Source organism: Testudinibacter sp. TW-1 (genome assembly GCF_050613185.1).
GTDB lineage: Bacteria > Pseudomonadota > Gammaproteobacteria > Enterobacterales > Pasteurellaceae > Chelonobacter.
The window spans coordinates 1,179,390-1,201,593 of sequence record NZ_CP192511.1; the positions used below are offsets into that span (position 1 = coordinate 1,179,390).

General features: G+C 45.8%; 26 protein-coding genes and 1 pseudogene. 14 read left to right on the top strand and 13 right to left on the bottom strand.

What is annotated here, in order from left to right; genetic code table 11:
- Positions 1-42: 42 nt before the first annotated feature.
- The 5 genes from crp to coaBC are packed head-to-tail and all read right to left on the bottom strand — an operon-like array spanning position 43 to position 3,290.
- Complete coding sequence (gene crp, locus ACQ31U_RS05640; RefSeq protein ID WP_431054097.1) at positions 43-687, bottom strand: cAMP-activated global transcriptional regulator CRP; 645 nt, start codon at positions 685-687, stop codon at positions 43-45.
- A gap of 41 nt (positions 688-728) precedes the next feature.
- A complete protein-coding gene (locus ACQ31U_RS05645; RefSeq protein WP_431054098.1) occupies positions 729-953 on the bottom strand; it encodes a YheU family protein in 225 nt (74 codons plus the stop codon).
- A gap of 7 nt (positions 954-960) precedes the next feature.
- A complete protein-coding gene (gene slmA / locus ACQ31U_RS05650) occupies positions 961-1,584 on the bottom strand; it encodes a nucleoid occlusion factor SlmA (RefSeq protein WP_431054099.1) in 624 nt (207 codons plus the stop codon).
- A gap of 4 nt (positions 1,585-1,588) precedes the next feature.
- The gene (gene dut, locus ACQ31U_RS05655) at positions 1,589-2,044 is read right to left on the bottom strand and encodes a dUTP diphosphatase (RefSeq protein ID WP_431054100.1); all 456 of its coding nucleotides are present in this window, start codon (positions 2,042-2,044) and stop codon (positions 1,589-1,591) included.
- A 19-nt stretch (positions 2,045-2,063) separates the two neighbouring features.
- The gene (coaBC, locus tag ACQ31U_RS05660; RefSeq protein ID WP_431054101.1) at positions 2,064-3,290 is read right to left on the bottom strand and encodes a bifunctional phosphopantothenoylcysteine decarboxylase/phosphopantothenate--cysteine ligase CoaBC; all 1,227 of its coding nucleotides are present in this window, start codon (positions 3,288-3,290) and stop codon (positions 2,064-2,066) included.
- A 208-nt stretch (positions 3,291-3,498) separates the two neighbouring features.
- On the opposite strand from coaBC, the gene radC reads away from it, so the two are divergent.
- The 8 genes from radC to ACQ31U_RS05700 all read left to right on the top strand — a co-directional run bounded on the left by radC (position 3,499) and on the right by ACQ31U_RS05700 (position 8,031).
- Positions 3,499-4,155, top strand: a complete 657-nt coding sequence (gene radC / locus ACQ31U_RS05665; protein WP_431054102.1) for a RadC family protein — start codon at positions 3,499-3,501, stop codon at positions 4,153-4,155.
- Positions 4,156-4,364: 209 nt separating this feature from the next.
- Positions 4,365-4,601, top strand: a complete 237-nt coding sequence (gene rpmB, locus ACQ31U_RS05670; RefSeq protein WP_431054103.1) for a 50S ribosomal protein L28 — start codon at positions 4,365-4,367, stop codon at positions 4,599-4,601.
- 11 nt (positions 4,602-4,612) lie between these two features.
- Positions 4,613-4,783, top strand: coding sequence for a 50S ribosomal protein L33 (gene rpmG, locus ACQ31U_RS05675; RefSeq protein ID WP_034615495.1), 171 nt, complete (start codon positions 4,613-4,615; stop codon positions 4,781-4,783).
- A gap of 136 nt (positions 4,784-4,919) precedes the next feature.
- Positions 4,920-5,171 carry a succinate dehydrogenase assembly factor 2 gene (locus tag ACQ31U_RS05680; protein ID WP_431054104.1) on the top strand — a complete coding sequence of 84 codons (252 nt, stop codon included), beginning with the start codon at positions 4,920-4,922 and terminating at the stop codon, positions 5,169-5,171.
- A gap of 128 nt (positions 5,172-5,299) precedes the next feature.
- Positions 5,300-5,872 (top strand): RNA polymerase sigma factor RpoE, encoded by a 573-nt coding sequence (rpoE, locus tag ACQ31U_RS05685; RefSeq protein WP_431054105.1) that lies wholly within the window; start codon positions 5,300-5,302, stop codon positions 5,870-5,872.
- A gap of 48 nt (positions 5,873-5,920) precedes the next feature.
- Complete coding sequence (locus ACQ31U_RS05690; RefSeq protein WP_431054106.1) at positions 5,921-6,490, top strand: sigma-E factor negative regulatory protein; 570 nt, start codon at positions 5,921-5,923, stop codon at positions 6,488-6,490.
- 72 nt (positions 6,491-6,562) lie between these two features.
- Complete coding sequence (locus tag ACQ31U_RS05695; RefSeq protein ID WP_431054107.1) at positions 6,563-7,564, top strand: MucB/RseB C-terminal domain-containing protein; 1,002 nt, start codon at positions 6,563-6,565, stop codon at positions 7,562-7,564.
- A 2-nt stretch (positions 7,565-7,566) separates the two neighbouring features.
- A complete protein-coding gene (locus ACQ31U_RS05700; protein ID WP_431054108.1) occupies positions 7,567-8,031 on the top strand; it encodes a SoxR reducing system RseC family protein in 465 nt (154 codons plus the stop codon).
- On the opposite strand, the gene greB is transcribed toward ACQ31U_RS05700, so the two are convergent.
- Together greB and ACQ31U_RS05710 are read right to left on the bottom strand one after the other, a co-directional pair.
- Positions 8,028-8,507, bottom strand: a complete 480-nt coding sequence (greB, locus tag ACQ31U_RS05705; protein ID WP_431054109.1) for a transcription elongation factor GreB — start codon at positions 8,505-8,507, stop codon at positions 8,028-8,030. The genes ACQ31U_RS05700 and greB overlap by 4 nt on opposite strands.
- A 34-nt stretch (positions 8,508-8,541) precedes the next feature.
- On the bottom strand, positions 8,542-9,732 hold the full coding sequence (locus ACQ31U_RS05710) for an MFS transporter (protein ID WP_431054110.1): 1,191 nt from the start codon (positions 9,730-9,732) through the stop codon (positions 8,542-8,544).
- 98 nt (positions 9,733-9,830) lie between these two features.
- Between ACQ31U_RS05710 and ACQ31U_RS05715 the strand changes: the two genes are divergently transcribed.
- On the top strand, positions 9,831-10,505 hold the full coding sequence (locus ACQ31U_RS05715) for an ArsR/SmtB family transcription factor (RefSeq protein WP_431054111.1): 675 nt from the start codon (positions 9,831-9,833) through the stop codon (positions 10,503-10,505).
- Between the two features lie 45 nt (positions 10,506-10,550).
- Here the strand turns inward: ACQ31U_RS05715 and ACQ31U_RS05720 are convergent, their stop codons facing one another.
- Entirely contained in the window at positions 10,551-11,738 is a 1,188-nt protein-coding gene (locus ACQ31U_RS05720; protein WP_431054112.1) for an aspartyl protease family protein, read from the bottom strand.
- A gap of 403 nt (positions 11,739-12,141) precedes the next feature.
- Between ACQ31U_RS05720 and ACQ31U_RS05725 the strand changes: the two are divergent.
- Positions 12,142-13,468 (top strand): annotated as a pseudogene (locus tag ACQ31U_RS05725) (IS3 family transposase).
- 58 nt (positions 13,469-13,526) lie between these two features.
- Here the strand turns inward: ACQ31U_RS05725 and mscL are convergent.
- The 5 genes from mscL to def form a co-directional block, all read right to left on the bottom strand.
- Positions 13,527-13,925: a large-conductance mechanosensitive channel protein MscL gene (gene mscL / locus ACQ31U_RS05730; RefSeq protein WP_431054113.1), complete on the bottom strand. Its 399-nt coding sequence runs from the start codon at positions 13,923-13,925 to the stop codon at positions 13,527-13,529.
- A gap of 166 nt (positions 13,926-14,091) precedes the next feature.
- A complete protein-coding gene (gene trkA / locus ACQ31U_RS05735) occupies positions 14,092-15,468 on the bottom strand; it encodes a Trk system potassium transporter TrkA (RefSeq protein ID WP_431054114.1) in 1,377 nt (458 codons plus the stop codon).
- 16 nt (positions 15,469-15,484) lie between these two features.
- Positions 15,485-16,792 (bottom strand): 16S rRNA (cytosine(967)-C(5))-methyltransferase RsmB, encoded by a 1,308-nt coding sequence (rsmB, locus tag ACQ31U_RS05740; RefSeq protein ID WP_431054115.1) that lies wholly within the window; start codon positions 16,790-16,792, stop codon positions 15,485-15,487.
- A gap of 12 nt (positions 16,793-16,804) precedes the next feature.
- Entirely contained in the window at positions 16,805-17,764 is a 960-nt protein-coding gene (gene fmt, locus ACQ31U_RS05745) for a methionyl-tRNA formyltransferase (protein WP_431054116.1), read from the bottom strand.
- Positions 17,765-17,912: 148 nt separating this feature from the next.
- Positions 17,913-18,425 carry a peptide deformylase gene (gene def, locus ACQ31U_RS05750; protein WP_431054117.1) on the bottom strand — a complete coding sequence of 171 codons (513 nt, stop codon included), beginning with the start codon at positions 18,423-18,425 and terminating at the stop codon, positions 17,913-17,915.
- A gap of 159 nt (positions 18,426-18,584) precedes the next feature.
- Between def and ACQ31U_RS05755 the strand changes: the two genes are divergently transcribed.
- The 4 genes from ACQ31U_RS05755 (at position 18,585) to ACQ31U_RS05770 (ending at position 22,094) form a co-directional block, all read left to right on the top strand.
- Positions 18,585-19,256: an MliC family protein gene (locus tag ACQ31U_RS05755; protein ID WP_431054118.1), complete on the top strand. Its 672-nt coding sequence runs from the start codon at positions 18,585-18,587 to the stop codon at positions 19,254-19,256.
- A complete protein-coding gene (locus ACQ31U_RS05760; RefSeq protein ID WP_431054119.1) occupies positions 19,243-20,211 on the top strand; it encodes an FUSC family protein in 969 nt (322 codons plus the stop codon). The genes ACQ31U_RS05755 and ACQ31U_RS05760 overlap by 14 nt, the downstream gene beginning before the upstream one ends.
- Positions 20,212-20,315: 104 nt before the next feature.
- A complete protein-coding gene (dprA, locus tag ACQ31U_RS05765) occupies positions 20,316-21,440 on the top strand; it encodes a DNA-processing protein DprA (protein WP_431054120.1) in 1,125 nt (374 codons plus the stop codon).
- A 105-nt stretch (positions 21,441-21,545) separates the two neighbouring features.
- Positions 21,546-22,094, top strand: coding sequence for a topoisomerase DNA-binding C4 zinc finger domain-containing protein (locus ACQ31U_RS05770; protein ID WP_431054121.1), 549 nt, complete (start codon positions 21,546-21,548; stop codon positions 22,092-22,094).
- Positions 22,095-22,204: the final 110 nt, after the last annotated feature.

Here is a 22,204-nt window from a genome sequence, read left to right on the forward strand (position 1 = left end):
AAAAATGCCTCGAACAGAGGCATTGATAGAAAAGCAATTCAATTAACGCGTGCCATACACCACAATGGTTTTGCCGTGGGCGGAGATCAGGTTTTGATCTTCCAACATTTTTAGAATTCTGCCGACGGTTTCGCGCGAACAACCTACGATTTGCCCGATTTCCTGACGGGTGATTTTGATTTGCATGCCGTCCGGGTGGGTCATCGCCTCCGGCATTTTCGCCAGATTAAGTAAGGTTTGTGCGATACGTCCGGTCACGTCCAGAAACGCCAGATTGCTGACTTGCTTCGAGGTGTGCTGTAAGCGTCTTGCCAATTGTTCGGAAAGATACATCAATACTTCCGGGTTAATTTGAATCAATTGACGGAATTTTTTATAAGAAATTTCCGCCACTTCACAGGTGGTTTTGGCGCGAACCCAAGCGGTGCGTTCGCTTTCTTCTTCGAACAAGCCGATTTCGCCGACGAAATCCCCTTGATTGAGATAGGAGAGGATCATCTCTTTGCCGTCTTCATCTTTAATCGAGACCGACACCGTGCCTTTGATCAGATAATACAGGGTTTCCGCTTTTTCGCCGGCATGGATTAAGGTACTTTTTGCGGGATATTTGTGGATATGACAATGAGAAAGAAACCATTCCAGCGTTGGATCCGGTGAAGTTGGTTTTGTTGTGAATTGCTCTTGCATAGATACCTCTTTTAACTATGGCGACCGTAATTTTAGGCGGTTTATTTGCCTTGTAAAAATACTCTCTTATCTTTTATATCAATTGACTGGTGCAATTCAGACCACACCAGTACCGCATTGTCTGTTTCTAATTGGCGCCTCAGTCGTTCTTTTTTTTGCGCCAGCGTGAGTTCGGTAACACCGTAATCGGTGCCTTCGCGCAAAATAAAAGACTCGAGAATATTCTCAAGGGTTTGCGCATTTAATTCTTGCCAAGGAATCAGCATAGTAACCCTATTTTAGCAAGGACGCAAATAGCGGCCATTGTTGCGTAAATTCGGCGTGGCTACTGCGGCGGAAATTAGTGCGCACATAGCGTAAAAACTGCCCTTCACAAAAGGTAACCAAATGGGCGGCAATCACTTTTTCGTCAATGGCAAAGGCTTTACCGCCGCGCAGACGCTGCATTTGCAGAATATTGTTAAACTGGAGTTCCAGCCCGTCGAAAAATTTGACGATCCGCACTTTGAGCGCCGGATCTTCAAACATCAAAGCATGCCCGCTTAACACCCGCGTCATGCCCGGGTTTTTGCGCGCAAAATCCAGAATCATCTGCATAATATTGTGAATGCGTGTCACAGTATCGGTATCGTTTTTGATCGATTGTTTGATACGGTGGAGTAAATTCTCTTCGATCAGATCGATCAGCGCTTCGAACATTTTGGTTTTACTCGGATAGTAGCGGTAAAGTGCGGCTTCGGATACGCCCACTTCCGCTGCCAAACGGGCGGTGGTGATCCGTTCCATGCCTTTTTCCGAATGCAACAGATGTGACAGTACCGTTAGCACTTGCTTACGCCGTTCTTTAATGCTGCGTTTTTCGCTGTTTATTGCCGGGGTTTTGACTGTGTTACTCATCGAATCAGCTTTTTCCCGAATGCCCGAAGCCGCCTGCACCGCGTTCGCTTTGTTCGAATTCCGTCACCAGATTAAACTCGGCTTGCACCACCGGCACAAATACCAACTGGGCAATGCGGTCACCGACTTCCACCGTGAACGGTTCTTTGCCGCGGTTCCACAGCGAGACCATCAACGGACCTTGGTAATCGGAGTCGATTAAGCCGACTAAATTACCTAGCACGATACCGTTTTTATGTCCTAAACCGGAGCGGGGTAAAATTACCGCCGCCAGATTGGGATCGGCAACGTGAATTGATAAGCCGGTCGGAATCAGCTTGGTTTCGCCCGGATTCAGAGTGAGCCGCTGTTCTAACAAAGCACGCAGATCCAAACCGGCTGAGCCGGGGGTGGCATAACTCGGCAACGGAAATTCGCTGCCGATACGCGGATCTAAAATTTTAACGTCGATTTTTTTCATGGGTTTTATCTTCTCGTTATTAAGCCGTTTGAGTAAGGCGGTATTGTTGCACGATTAAGTCTGCCAGTTGCTGACTTAAACGGTATTTATCCGTGAGCGGTAACTGTTGCTGCCCGGTTTTCCATAACACGCTCAGGGCGTTTTGTTCGCTGTTAAAGCCTTGTCCCTGCGCGGCAACATCGTTGGCGCAAATCATATCCAGATTTTTAGCGTGTAATTTTTTCAGTGCATATTCTTCCACCGCTTGGGTTTCGGCGGCGAAACCGACCACAAAAGGACGGTTGTCCGATAACGCTGCCACCGCGGCAATAATATCCGGATTTTTCACCAGTTTTAACAGCATTTGATCGCTGTCGTCGGTTTTTTTGATTTTTTGCGCAGCAACCGTTTGCATGCGGTAATCGGCGACTGCCGCGCAGCCGATCACAATATCTTGCCGAGGCGCAAGGGAAAGGGTGAGATCGTGCATTTGTTGTGCCGATTCCACATCATAACGTTGCACATTTTGCGGTGTCGGCAGATTAACCGGTCCGGCAATCAAACTGACTTCCGCCCCTTGCTCGGCAAAGGCGCGTGCCAGTGCAAAGCCCATTTTGCCGGAGCTGTGGTTGCTAATAAACCGCACCGGATCAATCGCCTCGCGGGTCGGGCCGGCGGTAATCGCCACGTTCAAACCGGCAAACGGCTGTGCCGACCGCACTTGGCATAGCTTCGCAATTTCGGCAAAAATTTCGCTCGGTTCGGACATGCGCCCTGCGCCGACATCGCCGCACGCCTGTTCGCCGGAATTCGGACCGATCAGCTGAACGCCACGTTGTTGTAACATATTGAGATTCTGCTGTACCACTGTTTGGCGATACATTTGTTGGTTCATTGCCGGCGCGAGTAAAATCGGTGCGTTGGTCGCCAAACAAACTGTAGTCAGTAAATCATTCGCCATGCCCGTTGCCAATCGCGCAGCAAGATCCGCCGTTGTTGGTGCGATGACGATCAGATCCGCCCATTTTGCCAACTCAATATGCCCCATTGACAATTCGGCTTGCGGATCGAGCAGGGAATCGGCGACCGGATTGCCGGAAATCGCCTGCAAGGTCAGGGGCGTGATAAAATGGCTCGCCGCCTTGGTCAACACCACCCGCACTTCCGCATTCGCTTTGCGCAGCAGGCGGATCAGCTCAATGCTTTTATACGCGGCAATGCCGCCGCTAATGCCGATGACAAGATGTTTTCCGTTCAGACTGTGCATGTTATTCCCTGTTAAATTCGCTCGATTTTGCGCATTTATTTTACTGTAATTTTTCGCCTTCGGCTAATTGTTCGCGAGTGTAACGTGGCAAAAAACGTTAAAAATTAAAATTTGGATTCCAGATCGCAAAAATTCTGTGCGCCGGTTCTCTTTTTGCCCCTTTTCAGCCATTGTGATAGAAAATAAGTTAAAGGAAAAAATAAAGAAAATGAATGAGTTAATGCCGCGGGAAAAGTTGTTGCAATATGGCTGCGAAGCTTTATCCGATCAGGAACTATTGGCAATATTTTTACGCACCGGGATTAAAGGCTGTCCGGTGATGGAACTGGCACAGCAGGTGCTGCAACATTTCGGCTCGTTGCGACGCTTGTTGAACGCCGATCAACAGGCATTTTGCCGAATGAGAGGCTTGGGCGTGACCCAATTTATCCAATTACAGGCGAGCAAAGAGATGACAAGACGCTATCTACAGCAGGAGTTACAGTATCAAATTCAGTTTAATGATTCGGATAACGTGCGGTTATACTTGCAAAGCGAGCTGGAGCAGCGCCAACGCGAAGTGTTTCTGGTGCTGTTTTTGGACAGCCAGCACCGCCTGATTAAGCAAGAACAGATGTTTCTCGGCAGTATCAACAGCGCCTATATCCACCCGCGCGAGATTGTCAAAACCGCACTTGACTGCAACGCGGCGGCATTGATTTTGGCGCATAATCATCCGTCCGGTATCGCTGAACCAAGCGACGCTGATCGCGACATCACGCGCAAGATCCAACGCGCCTGTGAGTTGATCGACGTGCGGGTGTTGGATCATTTTGTGATCGGGCACGGTTGTTACCGTTCTTTTTGCGAGCTGGGCTGGCTATAAAACGAAGCGGATCAATGATCCCGTCAACGATCCTTTGTCGGAGAAAAATACAATTTAATCGGTTTTTCTGCTTGAGTCGTGATAAAAAAATGGTATAATCCTCCACCTTTAATATTGGCGTGGGTCGGGTTATGTACCTGACGAGGTTACCGCTAGCGGGATCCGAACCACGAAGCTCGAGCTAATTAAGTTTTATTGGAGAATTAACCATGTCTAGAGTCTGTCAAGTCACAGGCAAGCGTCCGGCAGTTGGCAACAACCGTTCGCACGCAATGAACGCGACTCGTCGTCGTTTCTTACCTAACCTTCACACCCACCGTTTCTGGGTTGAAAGTGAAAACCGTTTCGTAACTTTGCGCTTAACTGCGAAAGGTATGCGTATTATTGATAAAAAAGGCATCGATGCAGTGTTAGCTGACTTGCGTGCCAAAGGCGAAAAATTCTAAGGATCTGAATTATGGCAAGCAAAGGCGCACGTGAGAAAATCAAACTGGTTTCTACTGCTGAAACAGGTCATTTCTACACTACAACCAAAAACAAACGTAATATGCCTGAGAAAATGGAGATCAAAAAATATGATCCTGTTGTTCGCAAGCACGTTATTTATAAAGAAGCAAAAATTAAGTAATTTTTGTTACTAACGAAAAAGCCCGATTTAAGATCGGGTTTTTTTATGCCTGTGATTCGGATTAAATATGGTATGATTTGCCGCATTCGAATAAAGCAGGGCTATAAAGTGCGGTCAGAGAAAAAAGGGGCGAAACATGAGCGAATACAATCAATTAAAACTGGCGTGGGCGTGTCGGCGCGGGATGTTGGAGCTGGATTTTATGATTATGCCGTTTTACCAAAACTGTTTCGCACAACTGTCCGAGGCGCAAAAGGCAACGTTTGTCGAATTATTGGACTATAGCGATCCCGAGTTGTTCCGGTGGCTGATGAACCAGCAAACCGCACCGACTCCCGCGCTGGATGAGATGGTGAAGTTGATTCAAGCCCATTTAAGCAAAAATTAAGAAATAATTAAGATAATTTTTATAAAAATTGAACTTTTAAAAAATGCCGCACTCTAATTCATTAGACCGACCTGCTGTCATTGCAATTGGATTGTTAGCGTACTATGAGGTAAGGAGATTCACTTCTGATGAGTGAACAACTAACAGATCAGGCTCTGGTAGAAAAGGCACAGCAAGGGGATAAAAAAGCATTTAATTTGTTGGTCGCACGCCATCAGAATAAAGTTGCCGGGTTATTGACGCGCTATATTTCGCCGAACGATATCCCGGATGTGGTACAGGAAACCTTTATCAAGGCTTACCGCTCTTTGGAACTGTTTCGCGGCGACAGCGCATTTTATACATGGCTGTACCGGATTGCGGTGAATACGGCGAAAAATTATCTTACCGCGCAAGGGCGGCGTCCGCCCAGCGAAGATATTCAGGCGGAAGATGCGGAAACCTATGATGCGGGTGATAATTTAAGAAACGTAGACACCCCGGAAAACTTGATGTTGTCGGCGGAATTGAAAAAGGTGGTATTCGAAACCATTGCCGCCCTACCGGAAGAATTAAAAACCTCAATTACATTGAGGGAGTTAGAGGGATTGAGTTACGAAGAAATTGCTGAGATTATGGATTGCCCGGTCGGAACGGTTCGTTCGCGGATTTTCAGGGCGCGCGAAATTATCGATGGTAAAATTTCACCTCTGATTCATTAATATGAAGACCTATTGGATTAAATCAAAGAAATAGCGGAGTAGATTAAAATGCAAAAAGAGTTACTTTCAGCTTATCTGGACGGGGAATATCAAAACGATCATTTGCTTGATACCCTGTGTCAAGATGAAGAACTTCAGCAAGCATGGAATCGCTACCATTTGGTTCGCAGTGTAGTCCGTCAAGAAACGTCGGTGTTCTTAGACGCGGACTTTACCGCAAAAATGGCAAGTTTAATTGAAGCAGAGCCAACCCTGCAAGCGGCACTGCAACCAGTGTCGCCACAGGCTGCGGCATTACCGTTAATGCAAAAATTGAAAAATTGGCTTAGTCCGTTCACCCAAGTGGCGGTTGCCGCCAGTGTTTGCTTAGTGGCGGTATTCGGGGTGCAATCCTACCTGCAAAGCGAGAGCGGCGTGGTGATTGCGGAAAATCCGGTGCTGCAAACCCTGCCGTTTACCGATAGTATCCAACAAGTGAGTTATAATGCGCCGAGTCAGGAAGTGCCGACCCAAGCGCAAATGGAACAGCAAAGCAAACGAATTAATATGATGTTGCAAAATTATGAATTGCAGCGCCGTACCAGTCAGCCGCTGAGTGCTTCTGCGACACATGAATAAGTCTGTTGTTGTCAAAAATTTTTCACCACCGTTCGGTGGTGAATTTGTTTTAGCCGTTTTGAGTTTACACGAATGATGAAGCCATTAAAATTACTGATGTTATTGACAGTAATGTTACCGTTGCCGCTGGCGGCAGAGGTGCAGTCTGAACAAAATATGCCGCTGTCACCGTCGCAAGATACCGCGCCGCGCCATAGCTTGTTAGCGCAGCTGCAGCAGATGACGCAAGCGTGGCGCAGCAGTAATTATGAAATGTCGTTCATTCAGATTTTACCTTCCCAAGTCAACAGTTACCAATACCGTCACGTTTTTTCCAATCAGCGCCACTATGCGCAACTTTCGGCGCTGGACGGGGTGCAGCAGGAAATTATCCAGCGCGATGAAATTATCAGCTACTACGGCGGCGGTTATCAGCCGTTCAGTATTCGCGGCAGCCATATTCTGGATAATATTCCGAATGTGGCTTATGCGGATTATCAACGCTTGCAACACTATTATGATTTTATCGATGCCGGTAAAACCCGGGTGGCGGATCGGATCGCGCAAGTGATTCGCCTGCTACCGAAAGACGGCTTCCGCTATCAGTATGTCCTGTGGTTGGAAGAGCAGAGTAAGCTGTTGTTGCGCAGCGATATGTTGGATCGCAACGGCGAATTGCTGGAGCAATTCCGTGTGATTGATTTGCAACAAAGCAGTAATGCGCATAGTCTGATCGGCTTATTGCAACAGCTGAACCTGCCGCCGCTGATCAGTGTGCAAGGGGAAGCGGAAGCACAGCCGACCTGGACGCTGACCTGGCTGCCGCCGGGATTTGAATTGGTCAAGCATGAGCGCTATGAAACCGAGATCGGTTCGTTGGAAAGTGCAATGTTCAGTGACGGGCTGTTCTCATTCAATTTATATATCAATCATGATATTCGTGATCAGCTCGGTGAAAATTATTGGCAGCAGGCGGGCAACACCATTTACAGCGAAACCCAGGGTAACCGTGAGGTTACGCTAATCGGGCAAATTCCGTTGCTCACGGCTAAACAAATTGTGAAAGATCTGCGCTTTGATACCGGAGCAAACTAAACATGTTAGTCGAAACTGCACGGGTACTGGATTATCGCAACGGCATTGCCAGTGTGCGCTGTGAAACCAAAAAAGGTTGCAGTGGTTGCGCCGCGCAAGCCGGTTGCGGTGCGGCGGCGCTGTCGGAACTGAACGGCAGTAAAAACGAAGGCAGCTTGCTAGTTGAGCTTGCCGTGCCGGAGCGGTTGCAAAAAGGCGATCTGATCGAAATCGGCTTGCAGGAAAAATCGATGATTTTATCGGCGCTGCTGTTGTATATCGTGCCGCTGACCGCACTTTTGCTTTCCACCTTGATCGGTTCGCTGTATGTAGAAAATGAGTTGTTGCTTGCACTGTTCATAGTGGCGATGACCGCACTTGCCTTTGTCGCTATCAAAAAAATCGGTGCGCGCTTAAGCCGCCAAGCGCTGTATCAACCGATTTTTCTACGAACGTTAAATAATAACCCAGACCGCACTTTGGCTTAATCCGCCTGATACCAAATCTTATTGATATACCAAAACGCCTCGCCGGACGGGGTGTGCACCTTGATTTCATCATCAACCGCTTTGCCGATTAAGGCGCGCGCCACCGGTGAGTCAATCGAAATCCAGTTTTTATGCGGATCAAATTCATCACAGCCGACAATGCGGTACTGTTTCACCTCGCCCGCCGGATCTTCCAGTTCAACCCAAGCGCCGAAAAACACCTTGCCCTCTTGCTTTGGGTGATAATCGACGATTTGCAATACATCCAAACGCTTGCTTAAAAATCGCACGCGGCGGTCAATTTCGCGCAAACGGCGTTTGCCGTAAATATATTCCGCATTTTCACTGCGATCGCCCAACGCCGCCGCCTCGGAAACCGCCTGTGTGACTTTTGGGCGTTCCTCACGCCAAAGAAATTTCAGTTCTTGATCAAGCGTATTCCAGCCGTTGCGTGTAATATAATTTGATTTTGCCATTGTTGATATTGCCAATTATTTTATCGTGCGCCCATCATAACACAGTTTTAATCGGCTTTTTAACGCGCTGATGAATACGCAGAAAAACGGCTAAACTCATAAAAATAATGAAACCACTGGCAAGATAAATCGGCATTGTGCTATTAAAATACTGAACAATCCAACCGCCGGATAATGCCGCTATCGGAATGGCGAAATAGGAAATAAGCCGAGTGACCGCAATGACACGGCTTAAAATAAAAGGTGCGGTCACTTTTTGTCGATAAGTGAAAAAGGTCACCACAATAACGGATTGTACCAATGAGGATAATGCCCAAAATAAGGCATGGGTTACCGCACTTGGTGCAAAAATTAAGCTCAAACTACACAAACCGATAATCAACGAAGCCGTAGCAATAATCGTAATATCACTGAATTTCCCAATAATAACACCGCCTATTTTTGCCCCAATCACTGCGCCAAAACCGATTAAAATAAATAGAAAAGAGAGATCTTGTTCGGCAAGGTTAAATTGATGGGAATAAATCCAAATTAAATTTGGAAAAATCAAGCGTATGCCGATATTAATAAAGAAAAACAGTATCGCAATATTGCGCAATTCCGTTTGTTGATAAACATAGTGCACGCCCTCATAAAACGCAGTAAAAATTCCTTGTATCGATATCGTTGCTTTTTGCAAGTGCGGTTGATAGGCAATTAAGCCAATGGAAATAAAAGAAATTAAATAGCAAAAAGCAATAAATAACAGTAAACTATTCTTCTCGACACTCAACAAAATAATGCCTAATAAAGCCGGCGCAATAATCCCAACCAAGCTATCAATCATACCGATATTGGCATTAACGTGCTGTATTTTTTCTTTCGCAAACAGATCGGGAATAATGGCTTGAAAAATCGGGTGGTGAAATGCCGAAAGCGATGAAATTAAAAACCCAAAGAACAGCAGAATAGTGATATTTTGTTCAATGCCGATAGCAATAAACAGGCATAATGCACAAATCGCACATAGCAATTCACACCACATAATCAATTTTTTTCGGTTAAGCCAATCGCCCAGCACGCCAGAAAACGGAGTAAGCAACAGATAAGGCACAATATTCAGCGCGTAGGAAACAGAAACCGTTAAGGCTGAACCCGTCAGATCCAGCACCATCAATGGAATTAAAAACGAAGTAAGCCAAAAACCTAAACTGCTGTGAAAATAAGATAATGTGAGTTTGTTCATACATTTTGTTTTATAATCAGTAAAAAACTAAGATTAATAATGACAAGCGTTTTGTTCAAATCGAAACAGTTAAGAAAGTTTTAAACGGTGATAAAAAGATGGCAATAAATCAAATAGCTAGCGCGTTAGGCAATAAAATTCGTTTATCCATGTTATTACTAATGCTTGAAGGGCGGTATTTTACTGCTAAAGAGTTGGCATACAGTGCCGATATTCAACCTGCGGCAGCAACAGCGCATTTAAAAATTTTACTTGATAGTCAATTAATTAGCTGTTTTCCACAAGGGCGGTTTAAATATTTTGCTTTAGCAAATGAAGAAGTGGCACAAATTCTTGAAACCATGCTCTATCTTGCGCCAACGGTGAAAGTGAAACGAAAATTGCCGCAAGAAGCGATGTGTCAAGCACGTTTTTGCTACAATCATCTTGCCGGAAAATTAGGCGTGGCACTGTATCAAAAATTACATCATTTGCAATATATTCAAAGCACTAGTGACAATAAAGAGGTGCAAATTACCGCTCTTGGTTATAAATGGCTACAACAAGCCGAAATTTTACAATCGGGACAAAAGGTTAAACGTAAAATGGCAGTCAAATGCCTTGACTGGAGCGAAAGAACTCCTCACCTCGCAGGGCATTTAGGCACACTACTCGCAGAATATTTTGTTAAACAACAATGGGTTGTAAAACAAAGAGACAGCAGAATATTACATATCACCCCACTGGGCAGAACCGCACTTGTACAACAGTTTGGAATTGATTGGGATAGTTGAATAAGATTGGTTATATTAATTGTTTAATCTATAACACTATATCGCTTAGTCTAATATAAGAAATAATATTTTATCCCCGCGCTTTACTTTTAAATGCACGTCTTTAGATAAATTAAGGATTTTTCTAACCAAATGAATTTCTTGAGATGTATATTTTTTATTATTGACTAGCTCAATAACATCACCATTTTCCAAACCAAAAGAGTTTAAATAAATTTGATCATTATATACAAGCTCAATTAACCCATCATTATTTTTAACACCAATCATTCGTCGTGGCTCTGGGTCAGAATTAGATGACATTTCGTTATAGTAAAACTTTTGCTTAAAAGGATAAAAGATAAATCTATCAAACCGATCAAAGAAATCAAGACCTAATAGATTTTTATTTATCTTACTATAAATAAAATTCATCCTTTTAATCGGTGGCTCATTACCAAATTCTAAATCCTGTACAAAAACCAAGTCAGAAAATTCTGTTTTATTCATAAAATCAACTGAGTTTCTTATTAAGTTTTTATTATTATAGTTATTCACTATTATATGATTTTTGATAATAGGATCAAGAGATGAGTTGACTGCTCCCGTATCTAATGCAAAATGTAATGTAATCCACTGTTTATTCAGATCTTTAGACTTATTCTTTTTATATAATTTAAAATAAGGATAGTCGTCTGCTCTATAGCTTATAACATTTTTATAATCTTTCTTAATCTTTTTATCTTTATAAATATTCAACTTACCATTATGATTATCCACTTCCCAAATAAACTGGTTAAAAACATCAATACCTAAAATACCATCAATTTTTTCCCCAAGAACGGCTTCAAGATGACTAAGATCTAATGCAATAACTGCACTTGTATAAATTTGCTCTTGCCCTAAAAATATTGTTGGACTATGGTAGTATTGTATATCATTTTTATGATTATGTGCAGATATTAATTTGGTTACTGGCAAATAATAGTCTTGCTCTGTAATTTTTTTGCTGACTTCATCAGCAATTTTTGTATCTAAAACTGTGAAGCCACTCCCTGTATCAAGCATAAAACGGTATTTTTTTTGGTTAATAGAGACATCATATAAATAATATTCACTTTTAAAATCAGAACTATATATTAGTTTATCATTTGCTTTGGATAGTATAGGTACCATAACCAGTATACTAAATAAGAATTTAATTAAAATTTTCATATCATCTTTCATATGAATCTTGCCAAGTAATTTTTTCATTATATCCACCATATTTTAAAACTACCCCAACCACCAGAAATTTGTGTGTATTCGTTTAAGCTTAATATTTTCATACTATATCCTTCTAGATTTAGATAATAATTAAACTATCAAGATAACGATAGTTCTTTATGGTTATAATTATCTTCCTATGATAAAACTAGCCAGCATGCTCTTAAGAAGCGATTAATTGTTATTGATATTAATTTTTATTTCAGTGAGCCTGTTCACAAAATTATCTTTCAACAATTAAAGTTTTGTCGTTTAACTCTCTGTTTTATCTATAGATGTTCAAAAAATCAGCTCAGATTAGTGATAAACAATACCTAAAATCCCCGCAAAAAAAGTGATCTGCACCCCAAAAGTTGGACTGCAAAACTAACTGACTAAGGTGCAGATTTTTATGACTAAATATACCCAAGCATTTAAACAACACACAGTTGAATATTACTTTCAACATGCTCAATCTCTCAGTCAAACATCAAAACACCTTCAAGTTGCACCACGCTGTATTCGTCACTGGGTTGCACAATATCAGTATTCCGGTCTTGATGGGCTAGCCGTCCTACATATACCACGAAAATATAGGCTTGAAGATAAACTGAAAGCCATTGAATATATACAACACACCGAACTGACCTTTGACCAAATTGCACTGAAATTGGGCGTATCAAACGGCAGTGTTGTTTATCAATGGTTGCAACGGTTCAAAAAATTTGGCATAAATGGACTGATTGATAAACCCAAAGGACGACCAACCGTGAATAAACCCAAGAAACCCAAAAAACAGACAAAACCACTGACGGGTTTAGAAGAACTCGAACAAGAGAATCTGCGTTTACGCGCGGAGGTGGCTATTCTAAAAAAGTCGATAGAGTTATCCCTGAAAGACGAAGCCGAAAGGCAGAAATTGTTAAAGCCTTAAGCGGTGATTTTCCGCTTAATTTATTATTAGATATCATTAAGTTAGCCCGAAGCACTTACTTTTACCATCAACAACCGAAGACAGATAAAGAGGCCGATTTAAAAGCGGAAATCCGTCAAATTAAACGAGAGAATCCACAGTATGGCTATCGCCGAGTGACATTGGCACTCGGTACGGTCAATCACAAAAAGGTGCAACGTTTGATTCAGATTATGGGCTTACAGGTGAAAGGGAGGAAAAAACGGAAATATTGTTCTTACAGAGGTGAAGTGGGTCGAATTGCTGATAATCTGTTAGTACGTCATTTTACGGCGGAAAATGCTTACGAGAAGTTAGTGACCGATGTCACTGAATTCAAAGCGAAAGACGGCAATAAAGTGTATTTATCGCCGATTTTAGACTTATTTAATAATGAAGTGATTGCCTATCAACTTGGTCGTCGTCCAAACCGGGCGCCGGTTGAGCAGATGTTGCGACAAGCCGTGAATAAGCTCCCGAAGGAGGCAACGCCGATATTACATTCAGACCAAGGCCGGCAGTATCAAATGCCGTCTTATCGCAAGATATTGGCAGATAATCAAATTCAAATCAGTATGTCAAGAAAGGGAAACTGCTTAGATAATGGCGCAATGGAAAGTTTTTCGGCAGGCTGAAGACAGAATGTTTTTATGTTCGGCAATTTGATACGGCAGATGACATTGAGCAGGCTATTCATCAATATATGCAGTATTACAATACTGAACGAATTCAAGTAAGATTAAAAGGATTAAGCCCGATACAATATCGAACTCAATCCGTTCATTAAGCAGTCCAACTTTTTGGGGTCAGATCATGTCGAGGCGTTTTTTTAGCTGGTTTAGTGATTATTTTTTCAATAAATCACGGATTTCAGTCAATAATTTTTCTTCGGTCGAAGGTTCGGCCGGCGCTTCTTCTGCAGGCGGTTGTTCGCGTTTTAATTTGTTCAACGCTTTGATCATCATAAAGATGGCGAAGGCAACGATGATAAAGTCAAACACATTTTGGATAAATGCGCCGTAGTTTAAGGTGACAGCCGGGGTTTCGCCGACCGCTTGCTGTAACACGATATGCATATCTTTGAAATCCACGCCGCCGGTGAAAATGCCCAAAACCGGCATAACCACGTCGCCAACCAAAGAGCTGACGATTTTACCGAATGCACCGCCGATGATCACACCGACAGCCATATCGACCACATTACCGCGCATGGCGAATTCACGAAATTCTTTGAGCATACTCATAACCAAATCCTCTATTGAAATATAAAAATAAATTGTATAAAAGTTAATCAAAACAATATAGCTGCGTATTATAGTTATCCTTTGTCAGATGTAAAGTTATATTTTTTAAATTTTACATTTTAAATTACAAATCGATTTTTATCGAAAAATGAATAACTTTTAAATATCAAATAAAGAACGGCGTCGGTTGGAATAGTTTTTCGATTTCCGGCACTTGCTTTTTATCGTTTAGGAACAACACGACATGATCGTTGTCTTCGATGATTAAATGATTACCGGCGATTATCACTTGCTCATTACGTAAAATTGCGCCGATGGTACAGCCGCTTGGCAGTTTTAATTCGCTGATTTTACGCCCGACAATATGCGAGGTGTCGCGGTCACCGTGTGCCACGATTTCAATCGCTTCGGCATTACCTTTGCGTAGCGTCGCCACATTGCGCACGTCGCCTTTGCGCACGTGTCCGAGCAGGGCGGAAATGGTGGCTTGTTGCGGGGAAAAACCGATGTCAATGGTGCCGCCTTGAATCAGATTTAAATAGGCAATCCGTTGAATCAGCACCATTGCTTTGGTCGCACCCAGCCGTTTTGCCAACAGTGCCGCCATAATATTGGCTTCGTCGTCGCTGGTGAGCGCAATAAACACATCAATATTTTCAATATGTTCTTCAAACAACAGCGCTTGATCGGAAGCGTCGCCGGCAAACACCATGGTTTTCGACAATTTTTCCGCTAATTGCTCCGCCCGTTGCGGATTGCGTTCAATCAGTTTGACGCGGCAGCGATCTTCCAGGTATTTGGCAAGACCTGCGCCGATATTGCCGCCGCCGATAATCATCACCCGCCGATACGGGCGTTCCAAACGTTGCAATTCACTCATCACCGCACGGATATACGGCGTGGCACAGATAAACACCACTTCGTCACCGGCTTCGATAATGGTCGAGGCTTGCGGGCGGATATAACGCTCCTGACGGGTAATCGAAACAATGCGCGCGTCCAAGTGCGGTAAATGCTCTTTCAGTGCCGAAATGGCATAACCGACCAACGGACCGCCGTAGTAGGCTTTGACGGCGACCAAGCTAATCCGCCCGTCGGCAAAATGGGCGATTTGCAACGCGCCGGGATAATCAATTAAACGGGCAATGTCATCAATCACCAATTTTTCCGGTGCGATAATATGGTCAATCGGGATCACATCGGCTTGGAATAGCTTCTCTTTCTCGCGGATATATTCGTTTTCGCGAATACGCGCAATTTTGCTCGGCGTGCCGAATAGGGTGTAAGCGATTTGACAGGCGACCATATTGTTCTCATCGGAACTGGTAACCGCCACCAACATATCGGCATCGGCCGCGCCGGCTTCGCGCAACACGCGCGGTGACGAACCGTTGCCGAGAATGACGCGCAGGTCGAATTTATCTTGCAACGTATTTAACCGTTCTTGGTTGCTGTCAATCACGGTAATATCGTTATCTTCGCTGACCAAATTTTCCGCCAGCGTGCCGCCGACTTGCCCGGCACCGAGAATGATGATTTTCATACCTGTTTCTCTTGTTTTATGCTGTTTTGCTTAATTTAGCATAATAAAAACCGTCGCCGCCATCGGCTTGCGGTAAAAATTGCCGCCCGCTTGCCTCAGGCTGCCCGAAAATCACCTCTAGTTTTGCGTTGCGATGTTGTGCCAAAAACGCCTCGATTTGTTGCTGATTTTCTTGTTTCAGAACCGAACAGGTGGCATAAACCAAGGTGCCGCCGACTTTTAAGCGAGCCCAAAGTGCGGTCAGAATCTGTTGTTGCAGTTGGCTCAGTCCGTCAATATCTTGTGCCTGACGTAACCATTTAATATCCGGGTGGCGACGGATCACGCCGGTTGCCGAGCAAGGCGCGTCAAGCAAAATCCGATCAAACTGCACCCCGTCGGCGAGCCATTGTTGCGGCTGTGACGCGTCGCCGCACACAATTTCCGCCTGTTGGTTTAGCCGCCGTAGATTGTCTTTCACCCGTTGCAAACGGCCGGCTTCAATGTCCAACGCCATCACCTTGGCTTGCGGCGCACGCTCTAAAATATGGGTGGTTTTGCCGCCCGGCGCGGCACAGGCATCGAGCACTGTTTCACCGTTTTGTGGATCGAGCAGTAACGCCGCCCATTGTGCGTGGCTGTCTTGTACCGTCACCCAACCTTGCTCAAAGTGCGGTAGCTGTTTCACCCCGACCGCACTTTGCAAACGAATGGCGCAATCCGGCGTACCGCTTTCGGCGGCAATGCCTTGTGCATTCAGCAACCGTACATAATCTTGGCTTGAACAATGCCGTTGATTCACCCGCAGCCACATCGGCGGTTGTTGATTATTGGCTTCGACAATCTCACGCCATTGCTCCGGGTAATCTTGTTTTAAGCGATTAACCAGCCATTCCGGGTGCAGGGTTTGCCAATGCTTATCCACCACCGCCAAAATGGCGTCTTGTTCACGCAAAAAGCGGCGCAGAACGCCATTTAACAACGACCGGAAACCATCGGCTTTCAGGCTCTTGCCGGCGTTCACCACTTCATCAACCGCGGCATGCGACGGAATGCGCAGATACAGCAATTGATACAAGCCGACCAACAGCAGACAATGTACAATTCGGGTTTTGCCTTTCAGCGGTTTTTGCACCAATAAGCCGATAATCCGCTCTAAGCGCGGCAAAGTGCGGCATACGCCGAAACAGATCGCTTGCAGCAACGGCAGATCTTGCGCTTTCACGTGGTTTGCGGCTTCCGGTAACAGCGCCGACAACGATTTACCCTGATCGAGCACTTGCAGTAAAATCTGCGCCGCCGCGGCGCGGGCGGAAAGGGATTGGGATGTTTTGATTTTATTCATAATTAAGCCTAATTAAACCAAAGTGCGGTTGAGCGTAAACCACTCACGGCGCGAGTTGAGCAGATCCTGCGCGGACATCGGCTTTTTGCCTGCCGGTTGCAATTGGGTCAGGTTTAACACGCCGTCGGCGGTGGCAATTTGAATGCCGTGTTTGTCCGCCGCCAAAATCGTACCCGCCGGTTGATCCACATGCGGCAGCACATTGGCTTGATAGACTTTGATCGTTTGCGGCTGCCGTTTTTCATCTTCGGTGACAAAATAGCTGATCGGCCACGGGTTAAAGGCACGGATACAGCGTTCCAATTGTGCCGCCGGCAGTTGCCAATCCAGTTTGGCCTCTTCTTTGCTTAACTTTTGCGCATAGTTGCTGCTGTTTTCGTCCTGCTTTTCCGGCGTGAACTGTCCGTTGTCCAAATTATCTAATACCGCCAACAATGCGGGCGGCGCAAGCCGTGCCAGTTTATGGTACAACGAGGCGGACGTTTCGTCAGCCGCCAACGGGCAACGGACTTTGTGCAGCATATCGCCGGTGTCGAGGCCAAGATCCATCTGCATAATGGTGACGCCGCTTTCCGAATCGCCTGCCCAGACCGCTCTTTGAATCGGCGCTGCGCCACGCCAACGTGGTAACAATGAACCGTGCACGTTCAAACAGCCTAAGCGCGGTGCGTCCAATACCGCTTGCGGCAGCAGCAGACCGTATGCCACCACCACCATCACATCGGCATTCAGTGCGGCAAGTTGCCGTTGTGCTTCGGCGTTACGCAACGATTTCGGCTGGTAAACCGGCAAGTTATGCCGTTGCGCCAGTTGTTTGACCGCACTTGGCTGCAATTTTTTACCGCGCCCGGCCGGTTTGTCCGGTTGGGTATACACTGCGATCACATTATGGCGGCTGTCGAGTAAGGCTTGCAAATGCTGTGCTGCGAATTCCGGCGTGCCGGCAAAGATAATATTTAATGGTTTGCTCATCGGTTATGCACTCCTCAAAATAGAGAAAAAAATGAGAGGTTGAGATTGCTGACAAACTTACTTCTCTCCCTCCGTATACGGAGGGAGAGAAATGATTAGAGAAAGGGACTTTGTCATCAGCCTGAACCTCTCAAGCGAGAGGTTCGGCTTATTTTGCTTTCGCGGCTAAACGGTTTTGTTTTTCCATTTTTTGTCGAATGCGATCCCGTTTCAGCGGCGATAAATAATCGACAAACAGCACGCCGTTGAGGTGATCGATTTCATGCTGAATGCAGATTGCCAGCAGTTCGTCGGCTTCAAGGGTGAATTCTTTGCCGTGGCGATCCAAGGCTTTGACCGTGATTTTTTCCTTGCGCGGCACAAGCCCGCGACAGCCGGGAATCGACAAACAGCCTTCTTCAATCCCGGTTTCGCCGGAAGCGGCAAGCACTTCGGGATTAATCAACACAATCTGATTTTGTTTATCGCCTTCGATATCAATGGTAATGATTTGTTGATGAATATCCACCTGTGTCGCCGCCAAGCCGATACCTTCGTCGTGGTACATGGTGTCGAACATATCGTCAATAATCCGGCGGATTTCATCGTTCACCTCCGCCACCGGTACGGCTTTGGTGCGCAGCCGCTCATCAGGATATTTGACAACCGCTAAAATGCTCATAATCGTTTCTCTATTTTGTTTGTGTTATAGTTAATCGGTTATTGTAGCGATTTTTACGCGATAAAGAAATATCCGCTTGCTTTGACAACCAATCGCATTTGCTGTGGTCTAAACTAAGCAGTTATTTTATTAAAGGGAATTTTATTAAGGGGAATGATTATGTTTAAAAAAACATTTATTGCGCTGTTAACCGCAACCGCACTTTTCGCCGGCTTGTCGACGGCGTATGCGGCCGATACGCAAGTGCAGTTTAAAAAAGGACAAACTGCCGCGACTTACAGTGGCAAAATCAAAGGCAGCGAGTATGACAGCTATTTCTTCACCGCCAAACAAGGGCAAGTACTGAAAGTGGATTTGGACACCAAGGCGCACGCCGAAGTGGTGCTGTTCGGACAAGATAATTTCGTTGCCGGAGACAATTATGTGCTGCCGCAAAGTGGTAAATATGAAGTGCGGGTACTGCAAATGCGCACCTTTGCCCGCCGTGGCGCGCAATCGCCGTATTCCTTGACGATTACGATTGAAAACAGCGGCGCGAAAAATACGCCGGCGGCGCAATCACCGCAAAGCGACAGTGCCATATACAAACAACGGTACAGCTGTAAAGATAACAAGGTATTGGAAGTAGTGTATATGAACGCTCCTGATGTAAATTATGCCGTGATTAATCAGGGCGGCGAGATGATCCCGATGAACATTATGCCGATGGCATCCGGCGCCAATTACGCCTCGATTGATCAACATCATGCCTATAAACTTTACACCAAAGGCAACAGCGCCTTCTTGGAGCAAGATGATAAACCGGTGTTGAGTGATTGTGTGGAAGAATGATATTTCCGCGTGGTGCGGCGCAATTTATTGGCGTGAAGCCTTTTTAGGCGTGCCGGGTATTATTTTAGTTCTGACCCTCAGCGGCATATTCAATGGCACGCAGTTGATGGTGATGTTGGGTGCCGCGTTTTCAGTTGCCTTTGGTGCCGCGCGCACCTTGGGCAAACGGCGTTGGGGCGCGATGTTGGCGGCGGTGTTGGGCATGGCGGTTGCCGCCTTTATCGGCTCGATAGCCGGCTTTCATCCGCCGTTAATGCTGATCTTAACCGCACTTTTAGCCGCCGCCTGTGCCGCGTTGGCAAGTTACGACAACAGTTTATGGTGGGTGATGTTGCAGGTCGGCGTGGCGTTTATGATTGCCGGTTACTACCCAAACCACAGCGAACACGCCGCTTTACGCGCACTGGCGGTGTTGTTTGGCGGGCTGTTGCAAATCGGCTGTACGATGTTGTTTGCGCATTTAAGCCCGAAAAATGCCGCACCACTGCCCGATAGTCCGCCGATTGCCAAGAATCAATCTTGGCGCTTTGTGGTGGCGATCGCTCTTGCCGTTGCCGCAGCCTTATACAGTGCGCAATATTTCGGTTTAAAAAATGACTACTGGGCGCCGATGTCGGCATTTTTGATTCTCCGTCCGGTTGCACAAGCCACGCTCACACGCGGTATTAACCGTTTAATCGGTACATTGCTCGGCTGTGTGGTGGCAACTTTGCTGATTTATGCTTTTCACGATAACTTGCCGATATTGGTCTTTTTTCTGCTTTTAACCGTTGCCGGCGCATTGGCAATGCAACGGGCGCACTATGGGCTGTTCAGTTTTATGGTCTCTGCCACCATTGTATTGTTGATTGCGCTCGGTCATGGCGATCCGATTGCCACCACCGAACATCGCCTTATCGCCACCTTACTCGGCGGTGCTATTGCAATAGCAATGGCGAAACTGTTTCGGCTTTAACGGATTTTGCGATCCCCATTCCAAAAATAATCTGTGTGATAAGGCAAAAACGGTGAGGTTTGAGAAAATCACTCACCGTTTTTTCTTTTGTGAAGATGATCCCAATGCCGTTAGAACTATTACTTCGTTTAAATCAAATTCCGCAACTGGGCGCAAGTGCGGTACTACGTTTATTAAAACGCGTAGCGATGACCGATCTTTTGAATTATCGCTCCCCCGAATTGGCAGCGTTGGGCTGGAATGCGGCGCAAATTCAGCGTTGGTTGCAGCCGAAGCAGGAATATATTGAACCGGTTTTGGCGTGGCAGGCGCAAAGTGCGGTCAATCAGGTGATGACAATTTTTGATGAAGATTATCCTTATCTACTGAAACAGAGCGGTTCTGCACCGTTATTGTTATATCTGCAAGGCGACCGCACTTTGTTGGGTGAGCGGCAAATTGCAATGGTCGGCAGCCGCCATTGTTCCGATTATGGCGAATATTGGGCGCGCTATTTTGCCTCGCAACTCAGCCAGCACGGCTTGGTGATTACCAGTGGCATGGCGTTGGGTATCGACAGTTACAGCCACCAAGCCGCCCTCGACAGCGGCGGCAAAACCATTGCGGTGCTCGGCAGCGGTTTAAATCAGCTTTACCCGAAACGCAACTGCCGACTGGCGCAACAGATTATCGAGCAAGGCGCGTTAGTCAGCGAATTTATCCCCGATCAAGCGCCGTTGGCGGAAAATTTCCCGCGTCGCAATCGGATCATCAGTGGTTTGAGTTTGGCAACCTTGGTGGTTGAAGCCGACATCAAGAGCGGTTCGTTAATCACCGCCCGTTATGCCCTCGAACAAAACCGCGATGTGTTCGCCCTGCCCGGCGCAATTCAAAACCAATTCAGCCGCGGCTGCCACGCTTTGATTAAACAGGGTGCATTGCTGGTGGAGAGTTATCAAGATATTTTGGAAAACCTAAGCCGCGACTATTCGCCTTACACCGCACTTGCCGCACCGCCCAAAAAACAGCCTGACGTTGTGCCGAAGTCAGTAGAAAAACCGGTAGCAACGCAGCCAAAACAGGAAGTCAGCCATCCCGAACTCTACCGCTATATCGGTTTCCAAGCGATCAGCCCCGACGACCTCGCCACCGCCGCCAATTTACCGATCACCAACGTGCTGTCACAACTGTTGGAATTGGAATTAGAGGGCGTGATTCGGAGTGTCAGTGGGGGGTATTGTCGGATTTAAACAAGTTTGTTTTTAAAATAATAATTGATTTAAGAACCGCACTTTTGCCGAAAAATTCAATTCAGGATAAGATAGCCGTATTTATCACTTATCAACGGCAACTCTATGCATAAACGACCGCTTTTTGAAACCCCACGCCATACCGAACTTTGTCCGAAGTGCGGTGCGGCGTTGCAGTTGCGGCAGGGGAAAAAAGGGCTGTTTTTGGGCTGTAGCGCATATCCGAACTGTGATTACCTCAAGCCGTTGCAACACAGCGAAAGCAAGGTGCTGAAAGTGTTGCCGCAAGCCTGTCCCGAATGCGGCAATGCGTTGGTGCTGAAACAGGGGCATTACGGCATGTTTATCGGCTGTAGCCATTTTCCCGATTGCCACTATATTGCCCATGACGAAAGCCAAAACCCGCCCGAGAGTGAAGCGGAACTCGCCTGCCCGTCGTGTAAAAAAGGGCATTTGGTGGCGCGGCGCGGGCGGCAGGGCAAGGTGTTTTATGGTTGTGATCAATTTCCTGCCTGCCGTTTTAATTTGGCGCACAAACCCGAAGCGCAATCTTGTCCGAAGTGCGGTTATCCGTTGGCTTTTTATCGACACGATCAGCATTATCAATGTTGTAATAAAGCTTGTCGTCATCAATTTCATCCGGAATCGGCTTAATAGCACAACTTGGCGGATAAAAATGTGATCGAGGTTAAAAAAATGTTATTAAAAGCCCTATATTCCTAGGTTTTATTGTAAGCTCTAACTGCTTTAACATATTTTAGTCT